General features: G+C 73.9%; 23 protein-coding genes. 11 read left to right on the top strand and 12 right to left on the bottom strand.

Going from position 1 to position 22,392, the window contains the following annotated elements:
- Positions 1-17 precede the first annotated feature (17 nt).
- A complete protein-coding gene (locus K2F47_RS06405; protein ID WP_242901795.1) occupies positions 18-1,064 on the top strand; it encodes a terpene synthase family protein in 1,047 nt (348 codons plus the stop codon).
- Here the strand turns inward: K2F47_RS06405 and K2F47_RS06400 are convergent.
- Complete coding sequence (locus tag K2F47_RS06400; protein ID WP_242901793.1) at positions 1,004-2,041, bottom strand: ArsR/SmtB family transcription factor; 1,038 nt, start codon at positions 2,039-2,041, stop codon at positions 1,004-1,006. The two genes, K2F47_RS06405 and K2F47_RS06400, sit on opposite strands and share 61 nt — an antisense overlap.
- A 54-nt stretch (positions 2,042-2,095) precedes the next feature.
- On the opposite strand from K2F47_RS06400, the gene K2F47_RS06395 reads away from it, so the two are divergent.
- Genes K2F47_RS06395 through K2F47_RS06385 form a run of 3 tightly spaced genes read left to right on the top strand, consistent with a single transcriptional unit; the run spans position 2,096 to position 6,133 of the window.
- Entirely contained in the window at positions 2,096-3,355 is a 1,260-nt protein-coding gene (locus K2F47_RS06395; protein WP_308198373.1) for an MDR family MFS transporter, read from the top strand.
- A 32-nt stretch (positions 3,356-3,387) separates the two neighbouring features.
- Positions 3,388-5,205: an NAD+ synthase gene (locus K2F47_RS06390; protein WP_242901792.1), complete on the top strand. Its 1,818-nt coding sequence runs from the start codon at positions 3,388-3,390 to the stop codon at positions 5,203-5,205.
- A gap of 10 nt (positions 5,206-5,215) precedes the next feature.
- The gene (locus tag K2F47_RS06385) at positions 5,216-6,133 is read left to right on the top strand and encodes a MinD/ParA family ATP-binding protein (RefSeq protein ID WP_242901790.1); all 918 of its coding nucleotides are present in this window, start codon (positions 5,216-5,218) and stop codon (positions 6,131-6,133) included.
- Between the two features lie 217 nt (positions 6,134-6,350).
- On the opposite strand, the gene K2F47_RS06380 is transcribed toward K2F47_RS06385, so the two are convergent.
- From K2F47_RS06380 to K2F47_RS06370, 3 genes are all read right to left on the bottom strand, one after another.
- A complete protein-coding gene (locus K2F47_RS06380) occupies positions 6,351-8,450 on the bottom strand; it encodes a SpoIIE family protein phosphatase (RefSeq protein WP_242901789.1) in 2,100 nt (699 codons plus the stop codon).
- A gap of 124 nt (positions 8,451-8,574) precedes the next feature.
- The gene (locus K2F47_RS06375; RefSeq protein WP_242901788.1) at positions 8,575-9,168 is read right to left on the bottom strand and encodes a TetR/AcrR family transcriptional regulator; all 594 of its coding nucleotides are present in this window, start codon (positions 9,166-9,168) and stop codon (positions 8,575-8,577) included.
- 14 nt (positions 9,169-9,182) lie between these two features.
- Positions 9,183-10,742: an MFS transporter gene (locus tag K2F47_RS06370; RefSeq protein WP_242901787.1), complete on the bottom strand. Its 1,560-nt coding sequence runs from the start codon at positions 10,740-10,742 to the stop codon at positions 9,183-9,185.
- Between the two features lie 192 nt (positions 10,743-10,934).
- Here K2F47_RS06370 and panB point away from each other — a divergent pair, with 192 nt between their 5' ends.
- Positions 10,935-11,777: a 3-methyl-2-oxobutanoate hydroxymethyltransferase gene (panB, locus tag K2F47_RS06365; protein ID WP_372490823.1), complete on the top strand. Its 843-nt coding sequence runs from the start codon at positions 10,935-10,937 to the stop codon at positions 11,775-11,777.
- A 25-nt stretch (positions 11,778-11,802) separates the two neighbouring features.
- Here panB and K2F47_RS06360 read toward each other — a convergent pair whose 3' ends face one another.
- From K2F47_RS06360 to npdG, 3 genes are all read right to left on the bottom strand, one after another.
- Positions 11,803-12,558, bottom strand: coding sequence for a hypothetical protein (locus K2F47_RS06360; protein WP_242901784.1), 756 nt, complete (start codon positions 12,556-12,558; stop codon positions 11,803-11,805).
- Positions 12,555-12,899, bottom strand: a complete 345-nt coding sequence (locus tag K2F47_RS06355; protein WP_242901783.1) for a hypothetical protein — start codon at positions 12,897-12,899, stop codon at positions 12,555-12,557. Before K2F47_RS06355 ends, K2F47_RS06360 begins: the two co-directional genes overlap by 4 nt.
- A 197-nt stretch (positions 12,900-13,096) precedes the next feature.
- Entirely contained in the window at positions 13,097-13,789 is a 693-nt protein-coding gene (gene npdG, locus K2F47_RS06350) for an NADPH-dependent F420 reductase (protein ID WP_242901781.1), read from the bottom strand.
- A gap of 110 nt (positions 13,790-13,899) precedes the next feature.
- Here npdG and K2F47_RS06345 point away from each other — a divergent pair, with 110 nt between their 5' ends.
- Positions 13,900-14,505: a hypothetical protein gene (locus K2F47_RS06345; RefSeq protein WP_242901780.1), complete on the top strand. Its 606-nt coding sequence runs from the start codon at positions 13,900-13,902 to the stop codon at positions 14,503-14,505.
- A 58-nt stretch (positions 14,506-14,563) separates the two neighbouring features.
- Here the strand turns inward: K2F47_RS06345 and K2F47_RS06340 are convergent, their stop codons facing one another.
- Positions 14,564-14,740: a hypothetical protein gene (locus K2F47_RS06340; RefSeq protein WP_242901779.1), complete on the bottom strand. Its 177-nt coding sequence runs from the start codon at positions 14,738-14,740 to the stop codon at positions 14,564-14,566.
- Between the two features lie 68 nt (positions 14,741-14,808).
- Here K2F47_RS06340 and map point away from each other — a divergent pair, with 68 nt between their 5' ends.
- The 3 genes from map to K2F47_RS41270 are packed head-to-tail and all read left to right on the top strand — an operon-like array spanning position 14,809 to position 17,465.
- The gene (gene map / locus K2F47_RS06335; RefSeq protein WP_242901777.1) at positions 14,809-15,660 is read left to right on the top strand and encodes a type I methionyl aminopeptidase; all 852 of its coding nucleotides are present in this window, start codon (positions 14,809-14,811) and stop codon (positions 15,658-15,660) included.
- A gap of 57 nt (positions 15,661-15,717) precedes the next feature.
- Complete coding sequence (locus tag K2F47_RS06330; protein WP_242901776.1) at positions 15,718-16,407, top strand: ComEA family DNA-binding protein; 690 nt, start codon at positions 15,718-15,720, stop codon at positions 16,405-16,407.
- Between the two features lie 32 nt (positions 16,408-16,439).
- A complete protein-coding gene (locus tag K2F47_RS41270; RefSeq protein ID WP_242901775.1) occupies positions 16,440-17,465 on the top strand; it encodes a DNA polymerase ligase N-terminal domain-containing protein in 1,026 nt (341 codons plus the stop codon).
- 175 nt (positions 17,466-17,640) lie between these two features.
- Here the strand turns inward: K2F47_RS41270 and K2F47_RS06320 are convergent, their stop codons facing one another.
- Positions 17,641-18,264 carry an NAD(P)-dependent oxidoreductase gene (locus tag K2F47_RS06320; protein WP_242901774.1) on the bottom strand — a complete coding sequence of 208 codons (624 nt, stop codon included), beginning with the start codon at positions 18,262-18,264 and terminating at the stop codon, positions 17,641-17,643.
- Positions 18,265-18,370: 106 nt separating this feature from the next.
- Here K2F47_RS06320 and K2F47_RS06315 point away from each other — a divergent pair, with 106 nt between their 5' ends.
- Positions 18,371-18,763, top strand: coding sequence for a winged helix-turn-helix transcriptional regulator (locus K2F47_RS06315; protein WP_242901772.1), 393 nt, complete (start codon positions 18,371-18,373; stop codon positions 18,761-18,763).
- A 170-nt stretch (positions 18,764-18,933) separates the two neighbouring features.
- Positions 18,934-19,650 carry a metal-dependent hydrolase gene (locus K2F47_RS06310; protein WP_242901771.1) on the top strand — a complete coding sequence of 239 codons (717 nt, stop codon included), beginning with the start codon at positions 18,934-18,936 and terminating at the stop codon, positions 19,648-19,650.
- Between the two features lie 21 nt (positions 19,651-19,671).
- Here the strand turns inward: K2F47_RS06310 and K2F47_RS06305 are convergent, their stop codons facing one another.
- From K2F47_RS06305 to K2F47_RS06295, 3 genes are read right to left on the bottom strand one after another with little or no spacing between them, the layout of a single operon-like run.
- Entirely contained in the window at positions 19,672-20,193 is a 522-nt protein-coding gene (locus tag K2F47_RS06305; protein WP_242901770.1) for a hypothetical protein, read from the bottom strand.
- Complete coding sequence (locus K2F47_RS41265) at positions 20,190-21,695, bottom strand: ATP-binding protein (protein ID WP_242901769.1); 1,506 nt, start codon at positions 21,693-21,695, stop codon at positions 20,190-20,192. Before K2F47_RS41265 ends, K2F47_RS06305 begins: the two co-directional genes overlap by 4 nt.
- Positions 21,692-22,381, bottom strand: a complete 690-nt coding sequence (locus tag K2F47_RS06295) for a winged helix-turn-helix domain-containing protein (RefSeq protein ID WP_242901768.1) — start codon at positions 22,379-22,381, stop codon at positions 21,692-21,694. Before K2F47_RS06295 ends, K2F47_RS41265 begins: the two co-directional genes overlap by 4 nt.
- Positions 22,382-22,392: the final 11 nt, after the last annotated feature.

Here is a 22,392-nt window from a genome sequence, read left to right as displayed (position 1 = left end):
GATCATGCTGGTGACCGGTGCCGGTCATTAGCGTGGGCCGGGTCGTGGACATCTCACTTCTTCTCTCGACGTCCGACCGGGTGGCCCCGCTGGCCGCCCCGTCGGCCATGCACCCGGAGTCGTGGCAGCTGTGCGCGCAGGTCGAGTCCTGGGCGCGCGGCCGGGGCCTGGTGCTCGGCGACCCCGACACCTCGCCGCTCGGCCGGGCCCGGTGCGAGCGGCTCGCGGCGCGCGTCTTCCCGGCCGCCGACCTCGCCGCCGTGGACCTGTTCGCCCGCTGGCTGACCTGGGCCCTCGCGCTGGACGACACGCTCGACCACCCGCCGCTCGCCGACAGCGGCAGCGCCGTCCACGCCCTCTATGACGATCTGCTGCGCGCGATGCGGCGCGGCCACGCCCGGCCCGGCGCCCGTCCGCTGGAGGCCGCGCTGGTGGAGCTGTGGGACGCCACGTCCCGCTCCATGAGCCGCGACTGGCGCCGCCGGTTCATGCTGCAACTGGAGGCGCACCGGGACGGCTGCGCCGAGGAGGCCGTCAACCGCCGCATCGGGCACGTCCCGACGCCCGCCGCGTACACGGCGCTGCGGCGGCGGGCGTGCCCGCCGTTCCTGTACGACCTGATCGAACCGGTGCTCGGCGTGGAGCTGGCGCCGCGGCTGCTGCGCACGCCCGGCTGGAAGACGCTCTCGCACAGCGTCGCCGACGTCGTCGCGTGGACGAACGACCTCGCCTCGCACGACCTGGAGTCGGCGCGCGGCGACGTCCACAACTATCCGGCCGTGCTCGCCGCCGCGCACGGCCTGGACGCGGCGAGCGCGGGCGACCTGGTCGTCGAGCGCGTCGCCGAGCGGGTCGACGACGCGTGGAAGGCGGCGCGCGGGCTGCCCGACATGCTCGACCGGCTGCACCTGACCGCCGCGCAGCGCGCCGCCGCCGCGCAGGTCGTCAAGGTGCTGCTGGACACGCCCCGCGCGCACCTGGACTGGCTCGCCGAGTCGGGCCGCTACGAGTCCGGGGGCTCGGTGACGTCGCTGCGCCTGGACGCCCTGGCCTCGCTGCGCTGACGGCTCCGGGCGGTCAGCGCGTCGCCCTCGGGGGTGCGGACGTACAGGACGCTGCGCCCGATCCGATGCCCCGACACCAGGCCGCAGGCGCGCAGCACGCCGAGGTGCTGGCTGACCGCGCCCGCCGTGACGTCCATCCGCGCGGCCAGCTCCGTCGTGGACGCGGGGGTGGCGAGCGCGGTGAGCAGCTCGGCGCGGCGGCGGCCGACCAGCGCGGCGAGCGCGTCCGGCACGCGGGACCCCGCGCCGCGCCCGCCCGACTCCCACAGCGTCGCGACGCCGGTCGGCGGGTAGCTGAGCATCGCCTGGTAGGGCGGCAGCATCACCGACACGCTCGGCCACACGAACACGCTCGGGACGAGCAGCAGCCCGCTCCCGGCCAGCTCGCCGTGGTGGTGCCAGCGCCGGTCGATGAACAGCCGCCCGGCACGCCAGGCGACCGCCTCGTGGAGGTCGGCGAACACGCCCTCGGCGCCCCGCGCGGCCAGGGCGCGGGTGCGGCGCAGGACGTCGCCCTCCAGCAGGTCGCGGACGCGCGGCCAGAACGGCTCCACGGCGGCGGCCCAGTAGCGTTCGAGGGAGTCGGCGATGTCCGCCAGGGTGCGCTCCGGGTCGTCGGCGAGCGCCAGCCGCTCCGGCCCGGCGCTGCCGCCGCGCTCCGTCCAGCGCAGCTCGTCGGCGACCACCTCCGGAGGCGTCGCGCGGACGAGGTCCAGCTCGGCCCGCAGGTCGGGCAGCGGTGTCATCGGCGGCGGGGTGAGGAAGTCGGGGATGTAGCCCCAGGGCTTGACGAGCACGTGCAGCAGACCCAGGTCGAGGCCGTGCAGGCGGGGACGGACGGCGTGCACCCACGGCAGGTGCAGCGCGTGCCCCGACGGGTCGCCGAGGACCCTCAGGCTGCGCACCATCTCCCACAGCGGGGAGAACGCGAACCGGACGCGCGCGACGTCGTCCGGGGCGAACACCAGCTCGATCATTTAGCCCAGGCTAAATGACTGTCGCCGCCGGGGCGTGGACCGCACCATCGGTGAGTGGCCACCCTGGAAGACGCTCCTGTCGGCACGCCCCCGCCCCCACCGTCCGGGCGGCTCGCCGCGTTCCTGCGCCCGCGCGTCGGCGGGCTCCCGCGCACGTTCTGGTTCCTGTGGGCGGGGTCGCTGCTCAACCGCCTCGGGACGATGGTCGAGCCGTTCATGGGGCTCTACCTGACGACGGTGCGGGGGCTGTCGCTCGCCGAGGCCGGCGCGGTCATGGCCGTGATCGGCGCGGGCTCGTTCGCCGGGCAGCTCGCGGGCGGCGCGCTCGCCGACCGGCTCGGCCGCCGGGCCACGCTGACGTTCGCGACCGTCGGCACCGGCGTCGCCATGCTCGCGCTCGGCTACGCGCAGAGCCTCCCCCTGATCGTCGCGGCCGCGCTGGTGTTCGGCCTGCTGCTGGACATGTACCGGCCCGCGTCGCAGGCGATGGTGGCCGACCTCATCTCCCCGGCCGACCGTCCGCGCGCGTTCGGGCTGCTGTTCTGGGCGGTCAACCTCGGCTGGGCGTTCGCGATGGTGCTCGGCGGGACGCTCGCGCAGCAGGGCTTCCTGTGGCTGTTCTGGATCGACGCGCTGACCTGCGCGGCGTTCGGGCTCCTGGTCTGGCGGGCCGTCCCGGAGACACGCCGGCCCGCGGCCGCCGACACGCCGCCCGGCGGGTTCGGACGGGTGCTGCGCGACCGGGTCATGGTCGGCTACGTACTGATCGCGCTGGTCTACACGTTCGTGCTGATGCAGAGCCTGACGACGATGCCGCTCGCGATGAAGGAGGAGGGCCTCGGCCCGCGCGACTACGGCGTGGCGTTCGCCGCCAACGGCATCCTGATCATCATCGTGCAGCCGCTGGTCAGCGCGTGGCTGGCGCGGCGCGACCACAGCCTCGTGATGGTCGCGGGGTTCTGCCTGGTCGGCGTCGGCTTCGGCGCGATGGCGTTCGCCTCGACGCTCGCCGAGTACATCGCCTCGATCCTGGTGTGGACGCTCGGGGAGATCATCGCGGCGTCGGTGCTCCAGGCCGTCGTCGCCGACCTCGCCCCGCCCCACCTGCGGGGGCGCTACAGCGGCCTGTACGGGATGGCGTGGTCGGCCGGGTTCCTGCTGGCGCCGCTCGGCGGCACCCAGCTCCTGGACGCCGGGGGCGGCCCCGCGCTGTGGCTGACCTGCCTGGCGCTCGGCCTCACGGCGGCCGTGGCGCAGCTCGCGCTCGCCCCCGCGATCCGGCGCCGCCAGGCCCTCCTCTTTTCGTCAGAGTGACGAAACCGGGTCGGACGAATTAGGCTGTGGTCGTGGCACAGCTCAGGATCGCGCTCGCGCAGGTGAACCCGACCGTCGGCGACCTCGGCGGCAACGCCGACCTGATCGTGGAGTGGGCCCGGCGCGCCGCCGACGCCGGCGCGCACCTGGTCGCCTTCCCCGAAATGATGCTGACCGGCTACCCGGTGGAGGACCTCGCCCTGCGCAAGTCCTTCGTCGAGGCGTCCCAGCGGGCGCTGGCCGATGTCGCCCGCCGCCTCGACGCGGCGGGCCTCGGCGACCTCCCGGTCGTCACCGGCTACCTCGACCGCCAGGTGGTCGGGCTCGCCCGCACGCCCGACCGGCCCGACCGGCCCGGACGGCCCGCCGGGTCGCCGCTCAACGCCGCCGCGTGGCTGCACGGCGGCGAGGTGCTCGTCCGGTCCGCCAAGCACCACCTGCCGAACTACGGCGTGTTCGACGAGTACCGGCTCTTCGTGCGCGGCGACCGGCTGCCCGTCGTCCGGCTGCACGGCGTGGACGTCGCCACCGTCATCTGCGAGGACCTCTGGCAGGACGGCGGCCCCGTCGGCGTCACCGCCACGGCGGGCGCCGGGCTGCTGCTCGCCATCAACGCCTCCCCCTACGAGCGTGACAAGGACGACGTCCGCCTCGACCTGTGCGCCGAACGCGCGCGCGAGGCGGGCTGCGCGCTCGCCTACGTCAACATGGTCGGCGGGCAGGACGAGCTGGTCTTCGACGGCGACTCCGTCGTCGTCGGCGCCGACGGAACGCTCCTCGCCCGCGGCCCGCAGTTCGCCGAGCACCTGCTGGTCGCCGACCTCGCGCTGCCCGCGGCCGACCCGTCCGTCCGGCCGGGGCGCACCCCCGTCGACGCGGGCGACGGCACCACGATCACGATCGACCGGCGCACGCTCTCCGACGCGCCGCTGCCCGCCTACCCCGTCGAGCCGCAGACCGTCGCCGAGCCCCTGGACGACCTCGCCGAGGTGTACGCGGCGCTCGTCATCGGCACCCGCGACTACGTCCGCAAGAACGGGTTCCGCTCGGTGCTGCTCGGCCTGTCCGGCGGCATCGACTCCGCGCTCGTCGCGACCATCGCCGCGGACGCGATCGGCCCGGAGGGCGTGCACGCCGTCCTGTTGCCGAGCCGCTACTCCTCCGAGGGCTCGGTCACCGACGCGGAGGAGCTCGTCAAACGGCAGGGGATCAACTCGCGGATCGTCCCGATCGGCGCCATGGTCGAGGCGTTCGAGGCCGAACTCGACCTGCACGGTCTCGCCGCCGAGAACCTCCAGGCCCGCATCCGCGCGAACGTCTGGATGGGGCTGTCGAACGAGCACGGCCACCTCGTGCTGACCGGCGGCAACAAGAGCGAGCTGGCCACCGGCTACTCCACCCTCTACGGCGACTCCGCGGGCGGCTTCGGCCCCATCAAGGACCTCACCAAGACGATGGTGTGGGCCCTCGCCCGCTGGCGCGACACCGTCCCGGACGGCGGCGGCCTGCCGTTCCTGCACCCGTTCGGGGAGGAGCCGATCCCCGAGGCGATCATCGTCAAGGAGCCGTCCGCGGAGCTGCGGCCCGACCAGCGCGACCGCGACTCGCTGCCCGACTACGCCGTCCTCGACCCGCTCATCGTCGACTACGTCGAACGCGACCTCGGCCGCGACGCGCTCGTCGCCGCGGGCCACGATCCCGCCCTGGTCGAGCGCGTGATCCGGCTCGTCGACCTCGCCGAGTACAAGCGCCGCCAGTACCCGCCGGGCCCGAAGATCACCCCCAAGAACTTCGGCCGCGACCGGCGGCTGCCCATCACCAACCGCTGGCGCGAACCCTCCGCCGGCTGAGAGGCCGCGCGTGGCCGACCAACGTGACGCCGAGCTGTCGGCGGACGACCTGCTCAAGCACGACGTGCACGGTGACCCGCTGCTGCGCAGGATCGGGCGGGGCGCGGTGCGGCCGTTCCGCACGTCCCCGGACGTCCAGGCGCTTGAGGAACACGGCCGGTGGGTCCAGCACCCGGTCACGACCGGGCGGCGGATCGCCGTCACCGGCATCCGCGGCGGCTCCGGCAAGAGCACGGTCTCCGCGCTGATCTCCGCGGTCTTCGCCCGCTACCGGCAGGACCGCGTCCTCGCGCTGGACCTCGACCCGGAACTCGGCTCGCTCCCCCTCCGGCTCGGCGTCCCCGCCGGACGCCCGCTCGCCGACCTGGCCCGCGCGAACCTCCGCGCCGCAGCGTTCGCCGAGGTCGAGCCCTACCTGACGCGCCTCGGCGAGCACTTCTGGGCCCTGCCCGGCTCCCAGGGCGCGGTCGCCGGCGCCGGGCTGGACGCCGCCGTCTACCAGGCGGCCGGCCTGCCCCTCAGCCGCTTCTTCGGCGTGACGGTGGCCGACTGCGGCGTCGGCGTCCACACGCCGCTGCACCACGCCGTCCTGGCCGGCGCGCACGCGCAGGTCATGGTCACCCCGGCCACCCCCGAGGGCGCGGCGAGCGCGGGCCGGGCACTGGACTACCTGTCGGCGGGCCCGCTGGCCGGGGTCGTCCCCCGGACGCTGGTGGTGTTCACCGTCCACCACCCGCAGGGCCGCACGATCGACGTGGCGAAGGCCCGCGAGATCCTCCACGACGTGGGCGCGGACGCGATCTACCTGAACCACGACCGCCACCTGGCGACGGGCACCCGAATGGACCCCACCCGCCTCGCCTACACCACCCGCGTCACCGCGATAGCGATCGCCGCGGCGGCCCTACGACGCGCACTTTCCGGATGATTTCCACAACGGACTTAAGTCCCGTCCAATCCGGGTCAAATAGGCGTTCTGTCACAGGGCACCCCCAGGTGACGGCCTAACGCCGGTCGGAGGCGCCCTGTGGTTCGACCTCGACGGGCGTGACACGGCGGGCGGGGAGAGGTTCGCCCAGGTCATGTGGCCTGGGTGATGTCCGCACGTCCGCGCCCGGCGCCTCGCCTCGTCCTTCCCGTCGAGGTTATTCGCGGTGGTGGCTTTCGCCGGGCCAGGAGGAGACCTGGTCGGCGGGGTCGGGGTCCACGCCGGGGACGATCTGCTCGCACCAGACGACCTTGCCGGACGCGGTGCGGCGGGTGCCCCAGCGGTGCGCCAACTGGCTGACGACGAGGAGGCCGCGGCCGTTCTCGTCGTCGTCCTCGGCGCGGCGGAGGCGGGGGAGGGCGGCAGAACGGTCCAGAACCTCGCAGACGAGGGTGCGTTCCAGGAGCAGGCGAAGTTCGATGGGGCCGTGCGCGTAGCGCATGGCGTTGGTGATGAGCTCGGACGCCAGGAGCTGGGTGGTGTAGTCGAGGTCCTCCAGGCCCCACTCCTCCAGGCGGGTGCGGACGTGCCCCCGCGCGCGGCGGACGGCGGCCGGGTCGGCGGGCAGGGACCAGGACGCGCAGCGGTCCTCGGGGAGGCGGCGGAGCCGGGCGATCAGGACGGCGATGTCGTCGCGGTGCTGGTCGGCGTAGACGCCGTCGAGGGTGGCCTTGGCGAGGTCCTCCATGGGACGCTCCACCGAGCCCGGGCCGAAGATGCCGCGCAGCCGGGCGAGGCCGTCGTCGATGTCGCGGCCGCGGTTCTCGACGAGGCCGTCGGTGTAGATGACGAAGAGGCTGCCGTCCTCGACGGGGAACTCGCGGCTCTCGATGGCCTGGCCGCCCGCGACGCCGAGCGGCGGGGCGGGCGGGACCTGGAGGTACTCGTTGTCGCCGGCCGGGCCGGCGAGCAGCGGCGGCAGGTGTCCGGCGGAGGCGATCTCGATCGTTCCGCTGGTGGCGTCGTAGACGGCGTACACGCAGGTGGCGAAGTGGGGTTCCTGCTCGCCCAGCTCGATCATCAGCTCGTGCATGACGTGCAGGGCGTCGGCGGGCGGGAGCTCCAGGTTCGCGAGCGTGTGCAACGCGGTGCGGAGCCGTCCCATCGTGACGGCGGCTCGGACGCCGTGCCCGGCTACGTCGCCGACGATCAGCGCGACGCGAGCGCCGGGCAGCGCGATCGACTCGTACCAGTCGCCGCCGACCTCGACGAGCTTGCTGCCGGGCAGGTAGCGGTGCCGGACCTCGACCGAGGACGGCGCCGACAGCCGGTTCGGCAGCAGGCTCCGCTGGAGCGCCAGCGCCGTGGCGCGCTCGCGGCTGAACAGCCGCGCGTTGTCGATGACGATCGCGGCGCGGGCGGCGAACTCCATGCCGATCTCGACGTCGTAGGCGTCGAACTTGCGGAAGCCCGGGACGCGGGTGCAGGCGATGAAGCCGAGCAGGGTGTCGCGCGCGATCATCGGCAGCAGCACCATCGACACGCCCTTGAGCAGGTCGCCCGCGGGGCCGCGGCGCCACTTGGTGCCGATGGAGCCCGCGGCGTCCTCGTCGATGTGCGGCAGGTGGACGGGGCGGGCGGTGTCCATCACCTCGCGGTAGGGGGTGCCCTCGGGGAACACCAGCACCTCGCCGACGGGGAACGCCGACGTCCATGCCGGGTTGCCGTCGTCGGAGGTGACCGCGATGCGGCGCAGCACCGCCGAGCCGGACTCGCTGTGCACCTCGTCGGCGGCGACGAGGCTCTCCAGCACCAGGACGGACGCGGCGGTGCAGTAGTGCGGGACGACGGCGTCGACGAGGCCGCGCGCGGACTGGTCGAGGTCGAGCGAGGCGCCGAACCGGGTGACCTGGTCGTCCATCAGCGCGCGGCGCATGAGGGCCGGGTCCTGGTAGCGCTCGCTGGGCGGCAGCGCCACCCGGACGAACAGCAGCCCGGCGGCGGCGCCCGACTCGTCGCCGACCATCGGCTGCGCGGTGACGACCGCGTCGGTGACGGTGCCGTCGCCGCGCAGCACCGGCAGGACGGCGGTGCGGTCCTGGCCCGCGGCGATCGCCTCCAGCAGGGTCTCCAGTTCGGCCTTGCCCTCGTCGCCGACCAGGTCGGCGGCGGGACGGCCGATCAGGTCCCCGGTGGTGCGGCCGATGACGGCCCCCACGTTCGGCCCGCACTGCACGACCCGCCTGGCCCCGTCGATACCGAGGACCAGGGTCCGGGACGCGGAATCGGCGGCGGGGGCATCGCCTCGCGGCGCCATGACGGATCTCACCTGACGCGCTCCAGAAAGCCGTTCGTCTTAGCACTACCCAGCGACAGTATGGGGCATGACTTGGGATCAGGGGGAGAAGATCACGGTTACCGTTGGAAAACTGATTCAGGTTTCAACTCCGCGGGGCGCCGATCCCGCGGACCAAGGTGTCGACGACGGTCTCGGCGTACCCCTCGGGCAGCGCCTCCCCCGGCACCCGCGTCGACAGCGACCCCACCAGCATCGTGACCCCCACCTCCAGGTCGAGGTCGGCGCGCAGCTCGCCGCGCCGCACGCCCCGGGCGAGCACCGAGCGGATGACGTCGCGGCGCGGTTCGATGACGTCCTGCCGGTAGCGGGCGTACAGCTCGGGGTGCTTCTCCGCGCTGCCGACCACGTTCCAGAAGCACTTGGCGTACTTCCGCTTGCGTTCGGCGCCCATCGCGAGCGCGAGCTCCAGCAGGTCCTCGCGGACGGACCCGCCCGACGGCTCGGGCAGCGGCGCCTTCACGGACGCGAGCGCGTCCACGATCAGCGCCTCCTTGTTGGGCCAGCGCCGGTAGATCGTGGCCTTGCCGACGCCGGCGCGGGAGGCGACCGCCTCGATCGTCACGCCCGCGACCCCCGACTCGGCGGCGAGCAGGTCGAGCGTCGCCTCGACGATGGCCCGTTCGGCGCGTTCGCTGCGCGGCCGTCCCGCCCGCCGCTCGGTCGTGGTCTCAGTCATCGGTGCTCACGCTCTCACACTCCGGCCGTCTCCTGCTCGGACGTCTGCCGGCTCGTCTCGGCGGACGGCGCGGCCTGGCGTCCGGGCATCCACTTGAGGACGACCAGCGCGCCGAGGAACGCGATGACGGCGGCGACGGCCGACGCGGTGTGCATGGCGTGGACGAACGCGGCGTCGGCGTGGTCGACGAGCGCCTGCCCGCCGACGCCGTGGGCGCCCGCGATGGACTCCCCGGCCGCGTCCCGCGCGCCCGCCGGCAGCGCGGCGAGGTCGTCGCCGAGATCGCTCCGGTAGACCGACGCGACGACGGAGCCGAGCACGGCCACGCCCATCGCGACCGCGACCTGCCGGGCGACGTTGTTGATGGCCGACCCGGCGCCCGCCTTCTCGCGCGGCAGCGCCGACATGACCGACTCGGTCGCGGGCGGCATCACGTTGGCCATCCCGGCGCCCTGGAAGAAGAACACGGCGGCGAGGATCCACAGCGGCGTCCCGGTGCCGACGAAGTGGTAGCCGACCAGCGCGCCCGCGACCAGCAGCAGCCCGGACGTGCAGACCGCCTTCGCGCCGAACCGGCGCACCATCGCGGCGCTGCGGGTGGAGAACAGCAGCTGCGCCACGGCGAACGGCAGCACCATCGCGCCGGACTCCAGCGGCGACAGCCCGCGCACCGACTGCATGTAGAAGTTGGCGAAGAAGAACACGCCCGCGGCGGCGAAGAAGCACAGGGCGATGGACGCGACGGCCGCCGACATCCGCGGGTCCTTGAACAGCGCCACGTCGAAGGCGGGCGAGGGCGTGCGGGCCTCGTGCCAGACGAACAGCGCGAGCACGGCCGCCCCGGCGAGGATCGGGCCGAGCACGGCGGGCTCCAGCCAGGCGCCCTTCTCGCCGCCCTGGATGATCCCGTACGACAGGACGACGAGGCCGATCACCGAGAGCACGACGCCCAGCGGGTCGAGCCGTCCGGGGCTCGGGTTGCGCGACTCGGGCACGAGCACCGCCATCAGCACGACGCCGGCGATGATGACGGGGACGTTGATCAGGAAGACCGAGCCCCACCAGAAGTGGGCGAGCAGCAGGCCGCCGGTGAGCGGGCCGATCGCCACGCCCATCCCGACCGCGCCGGCCCAGATGCCGATCGCGCGGGGCCGCTCGTGCGGCTCGAACACGTTGGTGATGATCGACAGCGTCTGCGGCATCACCGCGGCGCCGCCGAGGCCCATCAGGGCGCGGGCGTAGATCAGCTGGTCGGGCGACTGGGCGTAGGCTGAGGCCAGCGAGGCGATGGCGAACACCGCCATGCCGCCGATCAGCACCTTCTTGCGGCCGAGCCGGTCGCCGAGCACCCCGAAGGTGAACAGCAGCCCGGCGAAGACCAGGGTGTAGGAGTTGATCGACCACTCGAGCTGGCTCTGGGTGGCCCCGAGGCCCTTGTCAGGGTCGGCGATGGTCTTGAGCGCCACGTTCAGAATGGTGTTGTCGAGCACCACCACCAGCAGGCTCACGGTCAGCACGCCGAGGATGGCCCAGCGGCGCCGTTGGATGGTCTCCGAGTCCAAAGCAGTCCTCATCGATACGTCTGTGTCCGGTCATGGGCGCGAGCACGCCCACACCGATACGGAACCGTATCGTTTCGCAATTGATTCCCGGAGGACGCGGGAATGTCGCGGGGTTTCCGAATCGTTTCGAAGGTGGCACGATCGGACCCGTCCGGGTACGCCACCGTGGCGCCTCGAGACCGGAGGTACACCATGTCTTCAGCCATGCCCGCAACCCCCGCGAACCCGACCGCACTGTACGGCGGTACGAGTGGACGCCGGGTCACCGTACGGGACATCGCGGCCGCCAAGCAGCGGCACGAGAAGTGGCCCATGCTCACCGCCTACGACGCCCTCACCGCGCGGATCTTCGACGAGGCGGGCATCCCCGTGCTGCTCGTCGGCGACTCCGCCGCCATGGTCGTCTACGGCCACGACTCGACGATCCCCGTCACCGTGGACGACCTGATCCCGCTCGCCGCCGCCGTCGTGCGCGGCTCCAAGCGGGCGCTGGTCGTCGCGGACCTCCCGTTCGGCTCCTACCAGACCGGCGTCGCGGACGCGCTGACCGCCGCCACCCGGTTCCTCAAGGAGACCGGCGTGCACGCCGTCAAGCTGGAGGGCGGCCGCCGCATCCTGCCGCAGGTCGAGTCGATGGTCTCGGCCGGAATCCCGGTCATGGGCCACCTCGGCCTCACCCCGCAGTCGGTGAACGCCTTCGGCGGGTACCGCGTCCAGGGGCGCGGCCAGTCCGGCGAGGAGCTGATGGCCGACGCCAAGGACCTGGAGGCGGCCGGGGCGTTCGCGGTCGTGCTCGAATGCGTCCCCGAGGACCTCGCCGCCCGCGTCACCGCGTCGCTGTCGGTCCCGACGATCGGCATCGGCGGCGGCAGCCAGACCGACGCGCAGGTCCTCGTCTGGCAGGACATGGCGGGCCTCACCGCCCACACCGCGAAGTTCGTCAAGCGCTTCGCCGAGGTGGGGACGCTCCTCGGCGACGCCGCCCGCGCCTACGCCGACGAGGTCGTGAGCGGCGTCTACCCCGCGCCGGAGCACTCGTACCAGTAGCGGTCGGTTCGCCAGCGGGGGGCGGTCAGCGGTCGGGGTTGGCCCGGGTCAGCTCCGACGGCCGGCCGCCCTCGTGGGCCTGCCCGCCCTCGTGGGTCTGGCCGTCGCGCGGGGGCGGGACGCGGCCCGCCTCGTCGCGCTCGTCGGCGGTGATCTCGGCGCGGAGCGTGTCCACCGCCGCGCGCAGGACGTCCGGCCCCGCGACGTTCATCAGCAGCAGCCCGAGGTTGAGGGCCATCTGCCCATCGGTCATCTCACTGCCCGCGAGGGCGTCCACGGCGGTGCGCAGGTCGGCCTGGTCCTCGGCGGACACGTTCTGGAGCAGGCCGAGGCAGTACGTCGGGAGCGCGAGCTTCGACTTGCGGAACGACACCCCCCGCATGATCTCGCCCGCCTCCTGCGCGCGGGTCTTGGCCTGCATCCGGTCGACGCCCCGGTCGGCGGCGGCCAGCAGCGAGGTCAGCAGCGTGCTCGGGCCGACCGCGACGTCCTCGTCGCCGACCCGGACCGTGAAGACCGCGCTGCGGAACACCATCATCGAGCCGAGGCTCGCGACCAGCACCTGCGTCGCGGCGACGACGTGCGGCGACTGGACGCCGAACCGCCAGTCGAAGGTGTGCAGGAGGAGCAGGGACCCGGCGCCCGCTCCCCCGTTGATCAGCACGTACGCCCAGGTGCTCGGCACCCGGACGAGCGTGGTGGGGCGGTCGCGGTACCGGCTGACCAGTTCGGCGACGCCGACCAGGCAGCTCAGCGACACCGCGACGACGTACCCGATCATCCCTCGGTCAGCCTGACGACCTCGTCGATCTCGCGTTCGACCGCGACGAGCCCGCGCTCGCGCAGCGTGTCGACGGCGTCCGCGACCTCCAGCAGCCCGAGCCGGGTGGCGTGGTGGATCTGCTCCAGCGACAGCGGCGCGTTCGCCGCCCTGAGCTGGCCCAGCACGCGGCGGCACGCGTCCTCCTGGACGGGCTCGGCGGCGGAGCCGCGGATGTGGCCGGGCTCTCCCACCGGCCTGCGCTCTCCGGCGGGCGCCGCGCCGGGCGGCGACACCCCCGCCGCCCGCCCCGGAGGGGCGAGAAAGGCGCTCCACGGGTCGGCCGACCGGTTCTGCCTCATCTCCACCTGCCCTGTCGAACACCGATCATAGACGGCGCCGGAGCCGCCGCGGCGGCGTCGCCGGCTCGTGCTCGCTCCGGGCACCAGCATCTTGGACGCGCGCCCGGCGGCCGCCGCTCCCGCCAGTCTCCCCTTCTGCTGTGCTCTTCGCCACGTGGCGCGCGGTCACGGTACCGTGCCGGTCACCCGTCGTCCGGTCACACGTCGGTGACGCGAAGCCCCGCGTGCGCCTTGTAGCGGCGGTTGATGGAGATGAGGTTCGCGGTGAACGCCTCGACCTGGTGGGCGTTGTGCAGGCGACCGCCGTAGACGCCGCGCATGCCGGGGATGCGTCCCGCGAGCGCCTGGACGAGGTCGGTCGCCTCCCGGTCGTCGCCGAGGACGAGGACGTCCAGCGCCATCTCCCCTACCTCGGGGTCGAGCAGCAGCTTGGCCGACACGTGGTGGAACGCGGCGACGACGCGGCTGTCGGGCAGCACGGCCGCGGCCTGCTGCGCGGCGCTGCCCTCCTCGACCCGCAGCGCGAACGCGCCCTTGCCCTTCTCGAAGCCGAGCGGGTTCACGCAGTCCACGACGATCTTCCCGGCCAGCTCGGCGCGCAGCGACTCCAGCGTGGCGCGGTGGCCGTCCCAGGGCACCGCGACGATCACGACGTCGGCCTCCCCGGCGGCGACGGGGTTCTCCGCCCCCGAGACCGGCAGGTCGGCGCCGAGGTCGGCGGCGGCCTGCCGGGCGCGGTCGGCCTTGCGCGACCCGATGACCACCCGGTGGCCGGCGAGCGCGAACCGGCGCGCGAGCCCCTTGCCCTGGTCGCCGGTGCCTCCGAGGATGCCGATCGTCAGGCCGCTCGCGTCCGGAAGGTCGTGGGGGCCGCTCTGCTGCTCAGTCATGCCGCCGAGTCTGCCAGGCGGCCTCCGGGCCGGCGGGCGCGGGCCCGCCGCAGGCGCGGGCCTTGCGGAAACGGCCTGTGGGCAGGCGCCCGGTGCGGCACCATGGTCCCGTGGACGCCGAGCAGGTCACGATGTTGCGCGAGGTGCTGTCGAGCACGGGCTGGCTGGAGCGGACGCGGGAGTTCGGGCGGGCGCTGCGGGTCACGTCCCGGACGCCGGGCGGGCTGCTGCTGGTCGGCACCCCCGGCGACGACCCCTGGCACATGGCGGCGCACCTGGACGACGAGAGCCGGTTCGGCGACGCGCCCGGGCTCGCGCCCACGCTGGTGCGCTGGTCGCCGCCGCGCGACGCGCCCGCGCACCTGCGGATCGGGCTGGAGCGGCTGGAGGCGGCCGAGCGCGGCGAGACGCTGCTCGTCGTCGCCGAGGAGGACGCCCCCGTCCCGCTGCTGGAGCGGGTCGACGACGCCCGCCGCGTCGGCGCGCGGGTGCTCGCGCTGGAGGGCGGCGACCGCGAGCTGCGCGGCCTCGCGCACGAGGCGCTGACCGTCCCGCCCGCGGAGGCGCTGCTGTCCTTCGACGGCGCGCAGCACCTGGTCAGCGCCGCCGCGGGCGAGGAGGCCGGGCACGCGGGACGCGGCGCCCCGCACCCGCGCGGCCTGCGCGGACGCCTCGCCCGGCTCCTCGACGCCGTCAGCGGACCCGTCGTCGACTGACCCGCACGCACCGATCCACCCGCACCCACCACCCCGCCCGTACCGGTCCCCCGAGGTTTCAGTCCTCGTTCTGCGCGCGCCACTCCTCGTTGCGCTCGCGGGCCCGCTCCAGCGCGTGCGACGCCGCGTCCTGCGAGGCGTAGGGGCCCATCCGGTCCTTGTTCGGGCAGCCGGGTCCGTGCTCGGGCTTCATGTGCTTGAGGCAGAACCACCAGTCACCATCGTCACCGGCCATCGGCGCTCCTTTCGATCTGGCGTCGGCACGTGATTGTGCCCCGGACGCGCTGACTACACTCCATGACTATGACGACCCAACTACTCCGGCCCGGCACCGTCTCGCCGATGCGGAAGGTTCCCGCGCACATCCCGCGCCCGGAGTACGTCGGGAAGAAGAAGCCGAAGACCGGCGAGCCCGACGTGAAGACACCGGAGATCATCGAGCGGATGCGGGTGGCGGGCAAGGTCGCCGCGCAGGCGCTCGAAGAGGTGGGCAAGCACGTCCGGCCCGGCATCACCACCGACGAGCTGGACGTCATCGGGCACGAGTTCATGCTCGACCACGGCGCCTACCCGTCCACGCTCGGGTATCGGGGCTTCCCGAAGTCGCTGTGCACGTCGCTGAACGAGGTGATCTGCCACGGCATCCCCGACGACACGGTGCTGCGCGACGGCGACATCATCAACATCGACATCACCGCGTTCGTGGACGGCGTGCACGGCGACACCGACGCGACGTTCCTGTGCGGCGACGTCGACGAGGAGTCGCGGCTGCTGGTCGAGCGCACCCGGGAGGCGACCATGCGGGGCATCCGCGCGGTCCGTCCGGGCCGGGCGCTGAACGTGATCGGGCGGGTCATCGAGTCCTACGCCAAGCGGTTCGGGTACGGGGTCGTCCGCGACTTCACCGGGCACGGGATCGGCACGACGTTCCACTCGGGGCTCGCCGTCCCGCACTACGACGACCCGGGCGCGACGACGATCATCGAGCCGGGCATGACGTTCACGATCGAGCCGATGCTGACCCTCGGCACCTACGAGTACGACATCTGGGCCGACGGCTGGACGGTCGTCACCAAGGACCGCAGGCGCACCGCGCAGTTCGAGCACACGATCCTGGTGACCGAGGACGGACACGAGATCCTCACCCTGCCGTGACGGCCTGATGATCTAGAGTCCGAACCACCGCACCTCCGGTCCGGGAGGCACCGCCTGATGAACGCCCCAGCGCCGTACGAGCCGAGGGTCCCGACCGACGACATGCCGCCCGGGCGCGCCGCGGTGAGCGTGACGTGGGCGGCGCTGCCGTTCCTGACGCTCGGCTACGCGACGGCGTTCACGTTCGCGGCGGCGGCCCTGTGGCGGCGGACCGCGCACCTGATGGTCGCGTCCGCCGTCTACATCGTCCTGTTCGGGCTGATGCTGTTCCTGGTGCCGGAGATGAAGGAGCAGGACGGCGCGCAGCGCGCGGTCGGGCTGCTGATGTTCCTGCTCGCGGTCGTGGGCTGCGGGCACGCGTTCCTGATCCGCCGCCGCGTGTTCGACCCGGACGGGCTGGCGGGCATGGGCAACGAGGCGGTTGTGGAGCGGGTCCGCCGCCAGCGGCTGCTGCGTGAGAAGGCCCGCCGGCTGGCCGCGTCCGACCCGGGGCTCGCGAAGGAGCTGCGCATCGGCCGCCCCGACCTGCCGCACCAGTACCAGGACGGCGGGCTCGTCGACGTCAACCACGCGCCCGTGCGGGCGCTGACGCTGCTGCCCGGCATCACCACGGAGCTGGCGGAGCGGATCGTGCGGGTGCGCGGCGAGACGGGCGGGTTCCTCTCCGCCGAGGAGCTGTCCGCGGTGGCGGGGCTGCCGCCCGACCTGACCGCCGACGTCGCCGACTACGCCGTCTTCATCCGCTGATTCCCCGCGCGGGGACGGGTACGTAGCGGGACGTGACCCCGAAGAAGCCGCAGAAGCCGAGAAAGAAGCAGAAGGACGACCAGCTCGCCGAGTACCGGGGCAAACGCGACCCGGCCCGGACGCCCGAACCCGTCCCCGACGAGCGGGTGCTGCCGCACGGCGACGACGACACGTTCGTCGTGCAGGAGCACCACGCCCGCAGCCTGCACTGGGACCTGCGGTTCGAGCGCGACGGGGTGCTGGTGTCGTGGGCGGTCCCGAAGGGCCTGCCGTGGTCGCCCAAGACCAACCACCTCGCCGTCCACACCGAGGACCATCCGCTGGAGTACGCCACGTTCGAGGGCGACATCCCGCAGGGCGAGTACGGCGGCGGCGAGGTCGCCATCTGGGACCGCGGGACCTACGAGACCGAGAAGTGGTCCGAGCGCGAGGTGAAGGTGGTCATCCACGGCTCGCGCGTGTCCGGCCGGTACGTGCTGTTCCGGACGCGGGGGAAGAACTGGATGATCCACCGGATGGACCCGCCCGCCGACCCGGACGCCGAGCCGCTGCCCGAGCGGCTGCGCCCGATGCGTCCGGCGCGGCGGGCCCGGCTCCCCCGCGACCCGGAGGCGTGGGGGTTCGAGTTCGCCTGGGGCGGCCGGCGGCTGCTCGCCTACGTCGAGGGCGGCCGGACGCGGTTCACCGACGGCCGGGGCCGCGCGGTGGACGGCCCCGGCCGCCTCGGCTCCCGGCTCGGCGCCGCGCTCGGCGCCCGTCCCGCGCTGCTGGACGGGGAGCTGGCCGTACTGGAGGGCCGCGAGACCTACATGGTCTTCGACGTGCCGCACCTGGACGGCCGTCCGCTGCTGGACGTCCCCTATGCGGAGCGCCGGGAGACGCTCGACGGGCTGGAGCTGGCGGGCCCGCTCTGGCGGACCGCGCCCTGGTATCCGGCCGAGGGCGACGCCGTCCGGGACGCCGCCCGCGAACAGGGCCTCCCGGGGATCGTCGCCAAGCGCCTGGACTCCCCCTACCGGCCGGGCGAGGAGTCGGACGACTGGCGGCTGTATTCATGAAGTCCCGGCCCACGTCCCTCGCCTGGCGGCTCGGGACGTGACCGCGCCTTGGCGGGCGCGGATCGCTTCGCGATCTTCCCGGTGGGGCCTCGCCTCCGGCTTCGGCCCCACCGCTCAGCTAACGCGCCCGCGTGACGGCCGGGGTCGCCATGCGATGCGCCCTGAGCCTCGGGACTCAGTAGGCGACGGTGATGCGGCGCCCGACGGCCTCGTTCTTCTCCAGCTCGTCCACCAGCGCGATCGCGTAGTCCTCGGCGCTGATGGCGCTGTTGCCGTCGGCGTCGGAGAGCAGCTGGTCGCCGCCGAGGCGGAACGTGCCGGTGCGCTCGCCCGGCTGGATCAGCGCGGCGGGCGAGATGTAGGTCCAGTCCAGGCCGCCGGCCTCGGCCCTGACCACGTCGAGCAGCACGCCCTGCGCGAGCGCCTCGGCCTTGTAGGCGTCGGGGAACCCGGGGGTGTCCACGAGCCGGACGCCGGGCGCCGCCTCCAGGCTGCCCGCGCCGCCCACGACGACCAGGCGGCGCACGCCCGCCGCGCGGAGCCCGGCGATGACGCCGCGTCCCGCCGCGAGCAGCGGCCCCTCCACCTCCGACCCGTCGCGGGGCGGCGCGACCGCGAGCACGACGGCGTCGTGGCCCTTCGCGAGCGCGGCCACGGCGGCGGAGTCGCTCGCCTCGGCCTTCGCGGTGCCCTCCGCCCCGCTCCGGGTGACGCCGGTGACCTCGTGGCCCCGGGCGCGCGCCTCGGCGGCGATCCGCGAGCCGACCATCCCGGTCGCGCCGATCAGCAGAATCCTCATCCAGACCTCCCTCGAACGTCGTACCCGGCCGAAGGTATCCATCGGATACCGCTTACTTCAAAGTTCCGCGCTTACCTCGAAGTTCCGTTGGTACCCTTCGGAAACCATGAGAGGTGACCCCTTTGACCCGAACTGCCCTACCCGGCTGATCCTCGACCGCATCGGCGACAAGTGGTCGGTGCTCGTCGTCCTCACGCTGTCGGACGGTCCGCGCCGCTTCTCCCGGCTGCGCGACACGATCGGCGGCGTCACGCCCAAGGTCCTCACCCAGACGCTGCGCGCGATGGAGCGCGACGGCCTGCTCACCCGGCAGGTCTTCGCCGAGGTCCCGCCGCGCGTGGAGTACGCCCTCACCCCGCTCGGCCACTCGCTGCGGCGGCCGATCGAGGCGATCACCGAGTGGGCGCAGGAGAACGTCGAGGCCGTCATCGCCGCCCGGGAGCGCGCCCTCCACGCCGACGCGTCCCCGGCCCCCGCCGCTCCCCACCCCGTCCGCTGACGCCCCTTCGCTGACGCCCCCTTAGCCGACCCCACGGGGAACCCCCGGACACCGCTCGGCATCAAACGGACGTGGTGGCCGGTTCCGGCGCGCCGCCGCTGAAAACGATCAGTAGCGGGCTAGAGTCCGGCCGTACGGGCGGAACGGGTGGGAAGGCGGGGGTTCGGGGCATGATGGGGAAGACGCACGCGCTGAGCGGCGCGCTCGCGTGGCTGGGCGCGGTACCCCTGATCGCGCAGGAGCGGCTGATCGGCGACTACGCGGTCACCCTGTCGGCGGAGCAGGTCGCGGCGGGCGCTGTGGTGTGCGCGGGCGCGGCGATCCTGCCCGACATCGACCACCACAACGGGCGCATCGCGAACACGTTCGGCCCCATCACCCACGGAATGTGCAAGTGGATCGGGAAGCTCTCCGGCGGGCACCGGCAGGCGACCCACTCGATCCTGTTCGCGGTCGGCATCGGCTGGGCGATGGACGCGCTCGCCACGCACTACGTCTACGCGTGGTGGGCCTGCCTGTTCATGATCGTCGGGCTGGGGCTGCGGGGCGTCGGGCTCGACTTCGAGGGCAAGGAGCCGCAGTCCGCGCTGGCCGACTGCGCGCTCGCCGCGATCGCCGTCTGGCTCATGCACGACCTCGACATGAGCTTCGTCGGCTTCGCGGTCACACTGGGCTGCCTCGCCCACGTCGCCGGGGACTGCCTGACCCCGCGCGGCTGCCCGGTGTTCTGGCCGCTGCGATGGCGGGTCGACATCCCGCTCGTCCCGCGCACCGACGGCAAGGTGGAGCGGTGGGTGGTCACGCCCGCGCTCACGCTCGGGATCGCGATCCTCGCGGTGCGGTCGGTGCTCGGCGACGTCACCACCGAATGGCTGACGAAGGGCTGACGACCCGCTCCGGGGGCGCGTTCAGTTCAGCAGTTCGCTGAACTCCTCGCAGCTGTAGGTCCCCCACCCCTGCGCGTCGGGGTTGGGTCCGTTCCAGAGCCGGACGCGGTCGATGCCGGCGATGGCCTGCGCGGTGCAGGCGATCTGGCCGAGCGCCGCGTACGACCAGCGCCAGCGCTCCCGCTCGTCCGAGGGCACCTGGTCGATGATCAGCGTCGAGGGGTCGCCCACCACCCGGGCGGTGAGGGCGTGGGTGACCTCGGTGTGCAGCCCCGCGCGCGACTCCGTGGCGGTGGGCTCCACCGAGAGCTGGCCGATGGACAGGTAGGGGTGCCCGGGCAGCCCGGGGCGGACGACCGCCTTCAGCCGCCCGCCCTGCACCAGGTAGACGGTGATCGCGGGCGCCTGGCTGCCGGCCGCGACCGGGGGGTCGCCCGCGCTGAGGATGCCGGTCGGCCGCACCCCGCAACCCGAGACGAGCACGCCCGCGAGCGGCGCGGCGGCGAGGGCGGCGGCGAGCACGGCGGCATTGCGGCGTCTCACCCGTCCTCCCGGTCCGGAATCCACAGCGTGAACACCGCCCCCTGCGGGATGAGCTGGTCCACCGTCGGAACCGTCCTGTTCGCGGCCTCCAGCACGCCGCCGTGCAGCATGGCGTTCTCCTTCGCGATCGACAGCCCGAGCCCGCTGCCCTCGCTGCGCGTCCGGGCGGCCTCGGCCTTGACGAACCGGTCGAAGACCACGGCGACGAGGTCGCCGGGCAGGCCGGGGCCGTGGTCCTCGACGACCAGCGACAGCCCCGGCAGGCCCGCCCGCTCGGCGCGGCCGAAGCGCAGCGTCACCGGCGGGCGACCGTGCCGCAGGGCGTTGCCGACGAGGTTGGCGACGATGACGTCGAACCGGCGGGGGTCCAGGCGGGCGACCAGGTCGGCGGGGCCGGTCACCGCGACCTCGCCGGTCCAGCCGCGCGCGTGCAGGGTCGCGGCGACGGCGTCCGCCACGTTCACCTCGTCCAGGACGAGCGCGGCGGCGCCCGCGTCGAACCTGCTGATCTCGATCAGGTGCTCGACGAGCGTGCCGAGGCGGCGGGTCTCGCGGGCGACGAGCCCGGCCGCGCTGTCCTCGCCCTCGGCGTCGGCCGCGAGCACGTCGGTCGCCGCGACCATCGAGGTCAACGGGGTGCGCAGCTCGTGCGAGACGTCGGCGACGAACCGGCGGGACGCGCGCTCCATCGCGCGCAGCTCCGTCACCGTCCGCTCCAGTGCCTCGGCGGTGCGGTTGAACGTGCGGGCGAGGTCGGCCAGCTCGTCGCGGCCCCGCACCGCCACCCGGGTCTCCAGCTCGCCCTCGCCGAGCGCGCGGGCCGCCGCGCCGAGCCGCCGCACCGGTTGCAGCACGCCGCGGGTCGCCAGCACCGCGAGGGCGAGCGCGAGCACCAGCGCCAGCGCGTTCTCGATCATCAGGACGCGGGTCAGCACCGCGAGGTCCTTCTCCTCCTGGCGCAGGCTGGCGGTGACGTAGACGGTCGGGGGCGTCGTCCGCGCGACCCACCCCTCGCCCGTCCGGTAGCCGGTGACGTGCGCGCCGACCAGCAGGTAGGGCGTGCCGTTCCGGACGACGCGCTGGAACACGAGCTGGTTCTGGGTGCGCTGCGCGAACTCCGCGCTGACCGGCACGTCCAGGAGGCCCGAGGCCGGGACGACGGGGCGGCCGTCCGCGTTCGCGGGCACGGCCACCGCCTTGCGCCCGGGCGGCGCGGAGAGGGCGTCCACGAGCTGGGCGCCGAGGAACCCGGCGACGTCGGGCGGCAGCTCGGGCGGCACCTGCCGGGTGAGCGTCTGCCGGACGTCGGTGAGCACCGCGTCCTGGGCGCGCTGGAGCGTCGCGCGGCGCAGCAGCACGTAGGCGACGCCGGAGGCGAACATCGAGGCGAGGAGCGCGACCGCGGTGAACGCCGCCGCGAGCCGCACCCGCAGGCCGGTGAACCAGCGGGTGCGGACCGACTCGCCGCGCCGCCGCGCCCGGCGCCGCAGGCCCGCGATCACGAGGCCGCGAACCGGTAGCCGAAGCCGCGGACGGTCTCGATCAGCCGCGGCTCGGCCGGCTCGTCCTCGATCTTGGCGCGGACGCGCTGGACGCAGGCGTCGACCAGCCGCGAGTCGCCCGGGTACTCGTGCTCCCACACCGCCGCCAGCAGGTGCTGGCGGGTCAGCGCCTGGCCGGGCCGCCGGGACAGCTCCAGCAGCAGCCGCAGCTCGGTCGGGGTGAGCCGGATGTCGGCACCCGCCTTGGTCACCTTCAGCGACGCCCGGTCGATGACGAGGTCGCCGTGGCTGGAGCGGTCGAGCGAGGTCTGGTCCGCCCGGCGCAGCACGGCGCGGATGCGCGCGTCCAGCACCCGCGGCTCGACGGGCTTGACCACGTAGTCGTCGGCGCCCGCCTCCAGCCCGAGCACCACGTCGAGGTCGTCGCCGCGCGCGGTCAGCAGAATGACCGGGAGCCCCCCGCCGCCGCCCAGGTCGTCGCGGCGGATGCGGCGGCACACCTCGATCCCGTCGACGCCGGGCAGCATCACGTCCAGGATCGCGATCTCGGGCGGGCGGGCCCGCAGCGCGTCCAGCCCGTCCTCACCGGTGGCGCGGGACGTCACGCTGTGCCCGAGCCGGGAGAGCGCAAGCTCCAGCGCGATGCGGGCGGAGGGATCGTCCTCGACGAAGAGAATGTTCGCCATCCGGACATTAT

The sequence above is a fragment of the Actinomadura terrae genome, from assembly GCF_022751215.1.
GTDB lineage: Bacteria > Actinomycetota > Actinomycetes > Streptosporangiales > Streptosporangiaceae > Spirillospora > Spirillospora terrae.
Note: the sequence above shows the minus strand (reverse complement) of the source record. Positions and strands in the feature narration are given on the sequence as shown.

Excerpts from the sequence above, each read along its gene's own strand:
- K2F47_RS06400 (WP_242901793.1), bottom strand. The coding sequence starts at position 2,041 with ATGATCGAGCTGGTGTTCGCCCCGGACGACGTCGCGCGCGTCCGGTTC.
- K2F47_RS06380 (WP_242901789.1), bottom strand. The coding sequence starts at position 8,450 with ATGGCGCCGCGAGGCGATGCCCCCGCCGCCGATTCCGCGTCCCGGACC.
- K2F47_RS06375 (WP_242901788.1), bottom strand. The coding sequence starts at position 9,168 with ATGACTGAGACCACGACCGAGCGGCGGGCGGGACGGCCGCGCAGCGAA.
- K2F47_RS06370 (WP_242901787.1), bottom strand. The coding sequence starts at position 10,742 with ATGAGGACTGCTTTGGACTCGGAGACCATCCAACGGCGCCGCTGGGCC.
- panB (WP_372490823.1), top strand. The coding sequence starts at position 10,935 with ATGCCCGCAACCCCCGCGAACCCGACCGCACTGTACGGCGGTACGAGT.
- K2F47_RS06360 (WP_242901784.1), bottom strand. The coding sequence starts at position 12,558 with ATGATCGGGTACGTCGTCGCGGTGTCGCTGAGCTGCCTGGTCGGCGTC.
- K2F47_RS06355 (WP_242901783.1), bottom strand. The coding sequence starts at position 12,899 with ATGAGGCAGAACCGGTCGGCCGACCCGTGGAGCGCCTTTCTCGCCCCT.
- npdG (WP_242901781.1), bottom strand. The coding sequence starts at position 13,789 with ATGACTGAGCAGCAGAGCGGCCCCCACGACCTTCCGGACGCGAGCGGC.
- K2F47_RS06340 (WP_242901779.1), bottom strand. The coding sequence starts at position 14,740 with ATGGCCGGTGACGATGGTGACTGGTGGTTCTGCCTCAAGCACATGAAG.
- map (WP_242901777.1), top strand. The coding sequence starts at position 14,809 with ATGACGACCCAACTACTCCGGCCCGGCACCGTCTCGCCGATGCGGAAG.
- K2F47_RS06330 (WP_242901776.1), top strand. The coding sequence starts at position 15,718 with ATGAACGCCCCAGCGCCGTACGAGCCGAGGGTCCCGACCGACGACATG.
- K2F47_RS06320 (WP_242901774.1), bottom strand. The coding sequence starts at position 18,264 with ATGAGGATTCTGCTGATCGGCGCGACCGGGATGGTCGGCTCGCGGATC.
- K2F47_RS06315 (WP_242901772.1), top strand. The coding sequence starts at position 18,371 with ATGAGAGGTGACCCCTTTGACCCGAACTGCCCTACCCGGCTGATCCTC.
- K2F47_RS06310 (WP_242901771.1), top strand. The coding sequence starts at position 18,934 with ATGATGGGGAAGACGCACGCGCTGAGCGGCGCGCTCGCGTGGCTGGGC.
- K2F47_RS06295 (WP_242901768.1), bottom strand. The coding sequence starts at position 22,381 with ATGGCGAACATTCTCTTCGTCGAGGACGATCCCTCCGCCCGCATCGCG.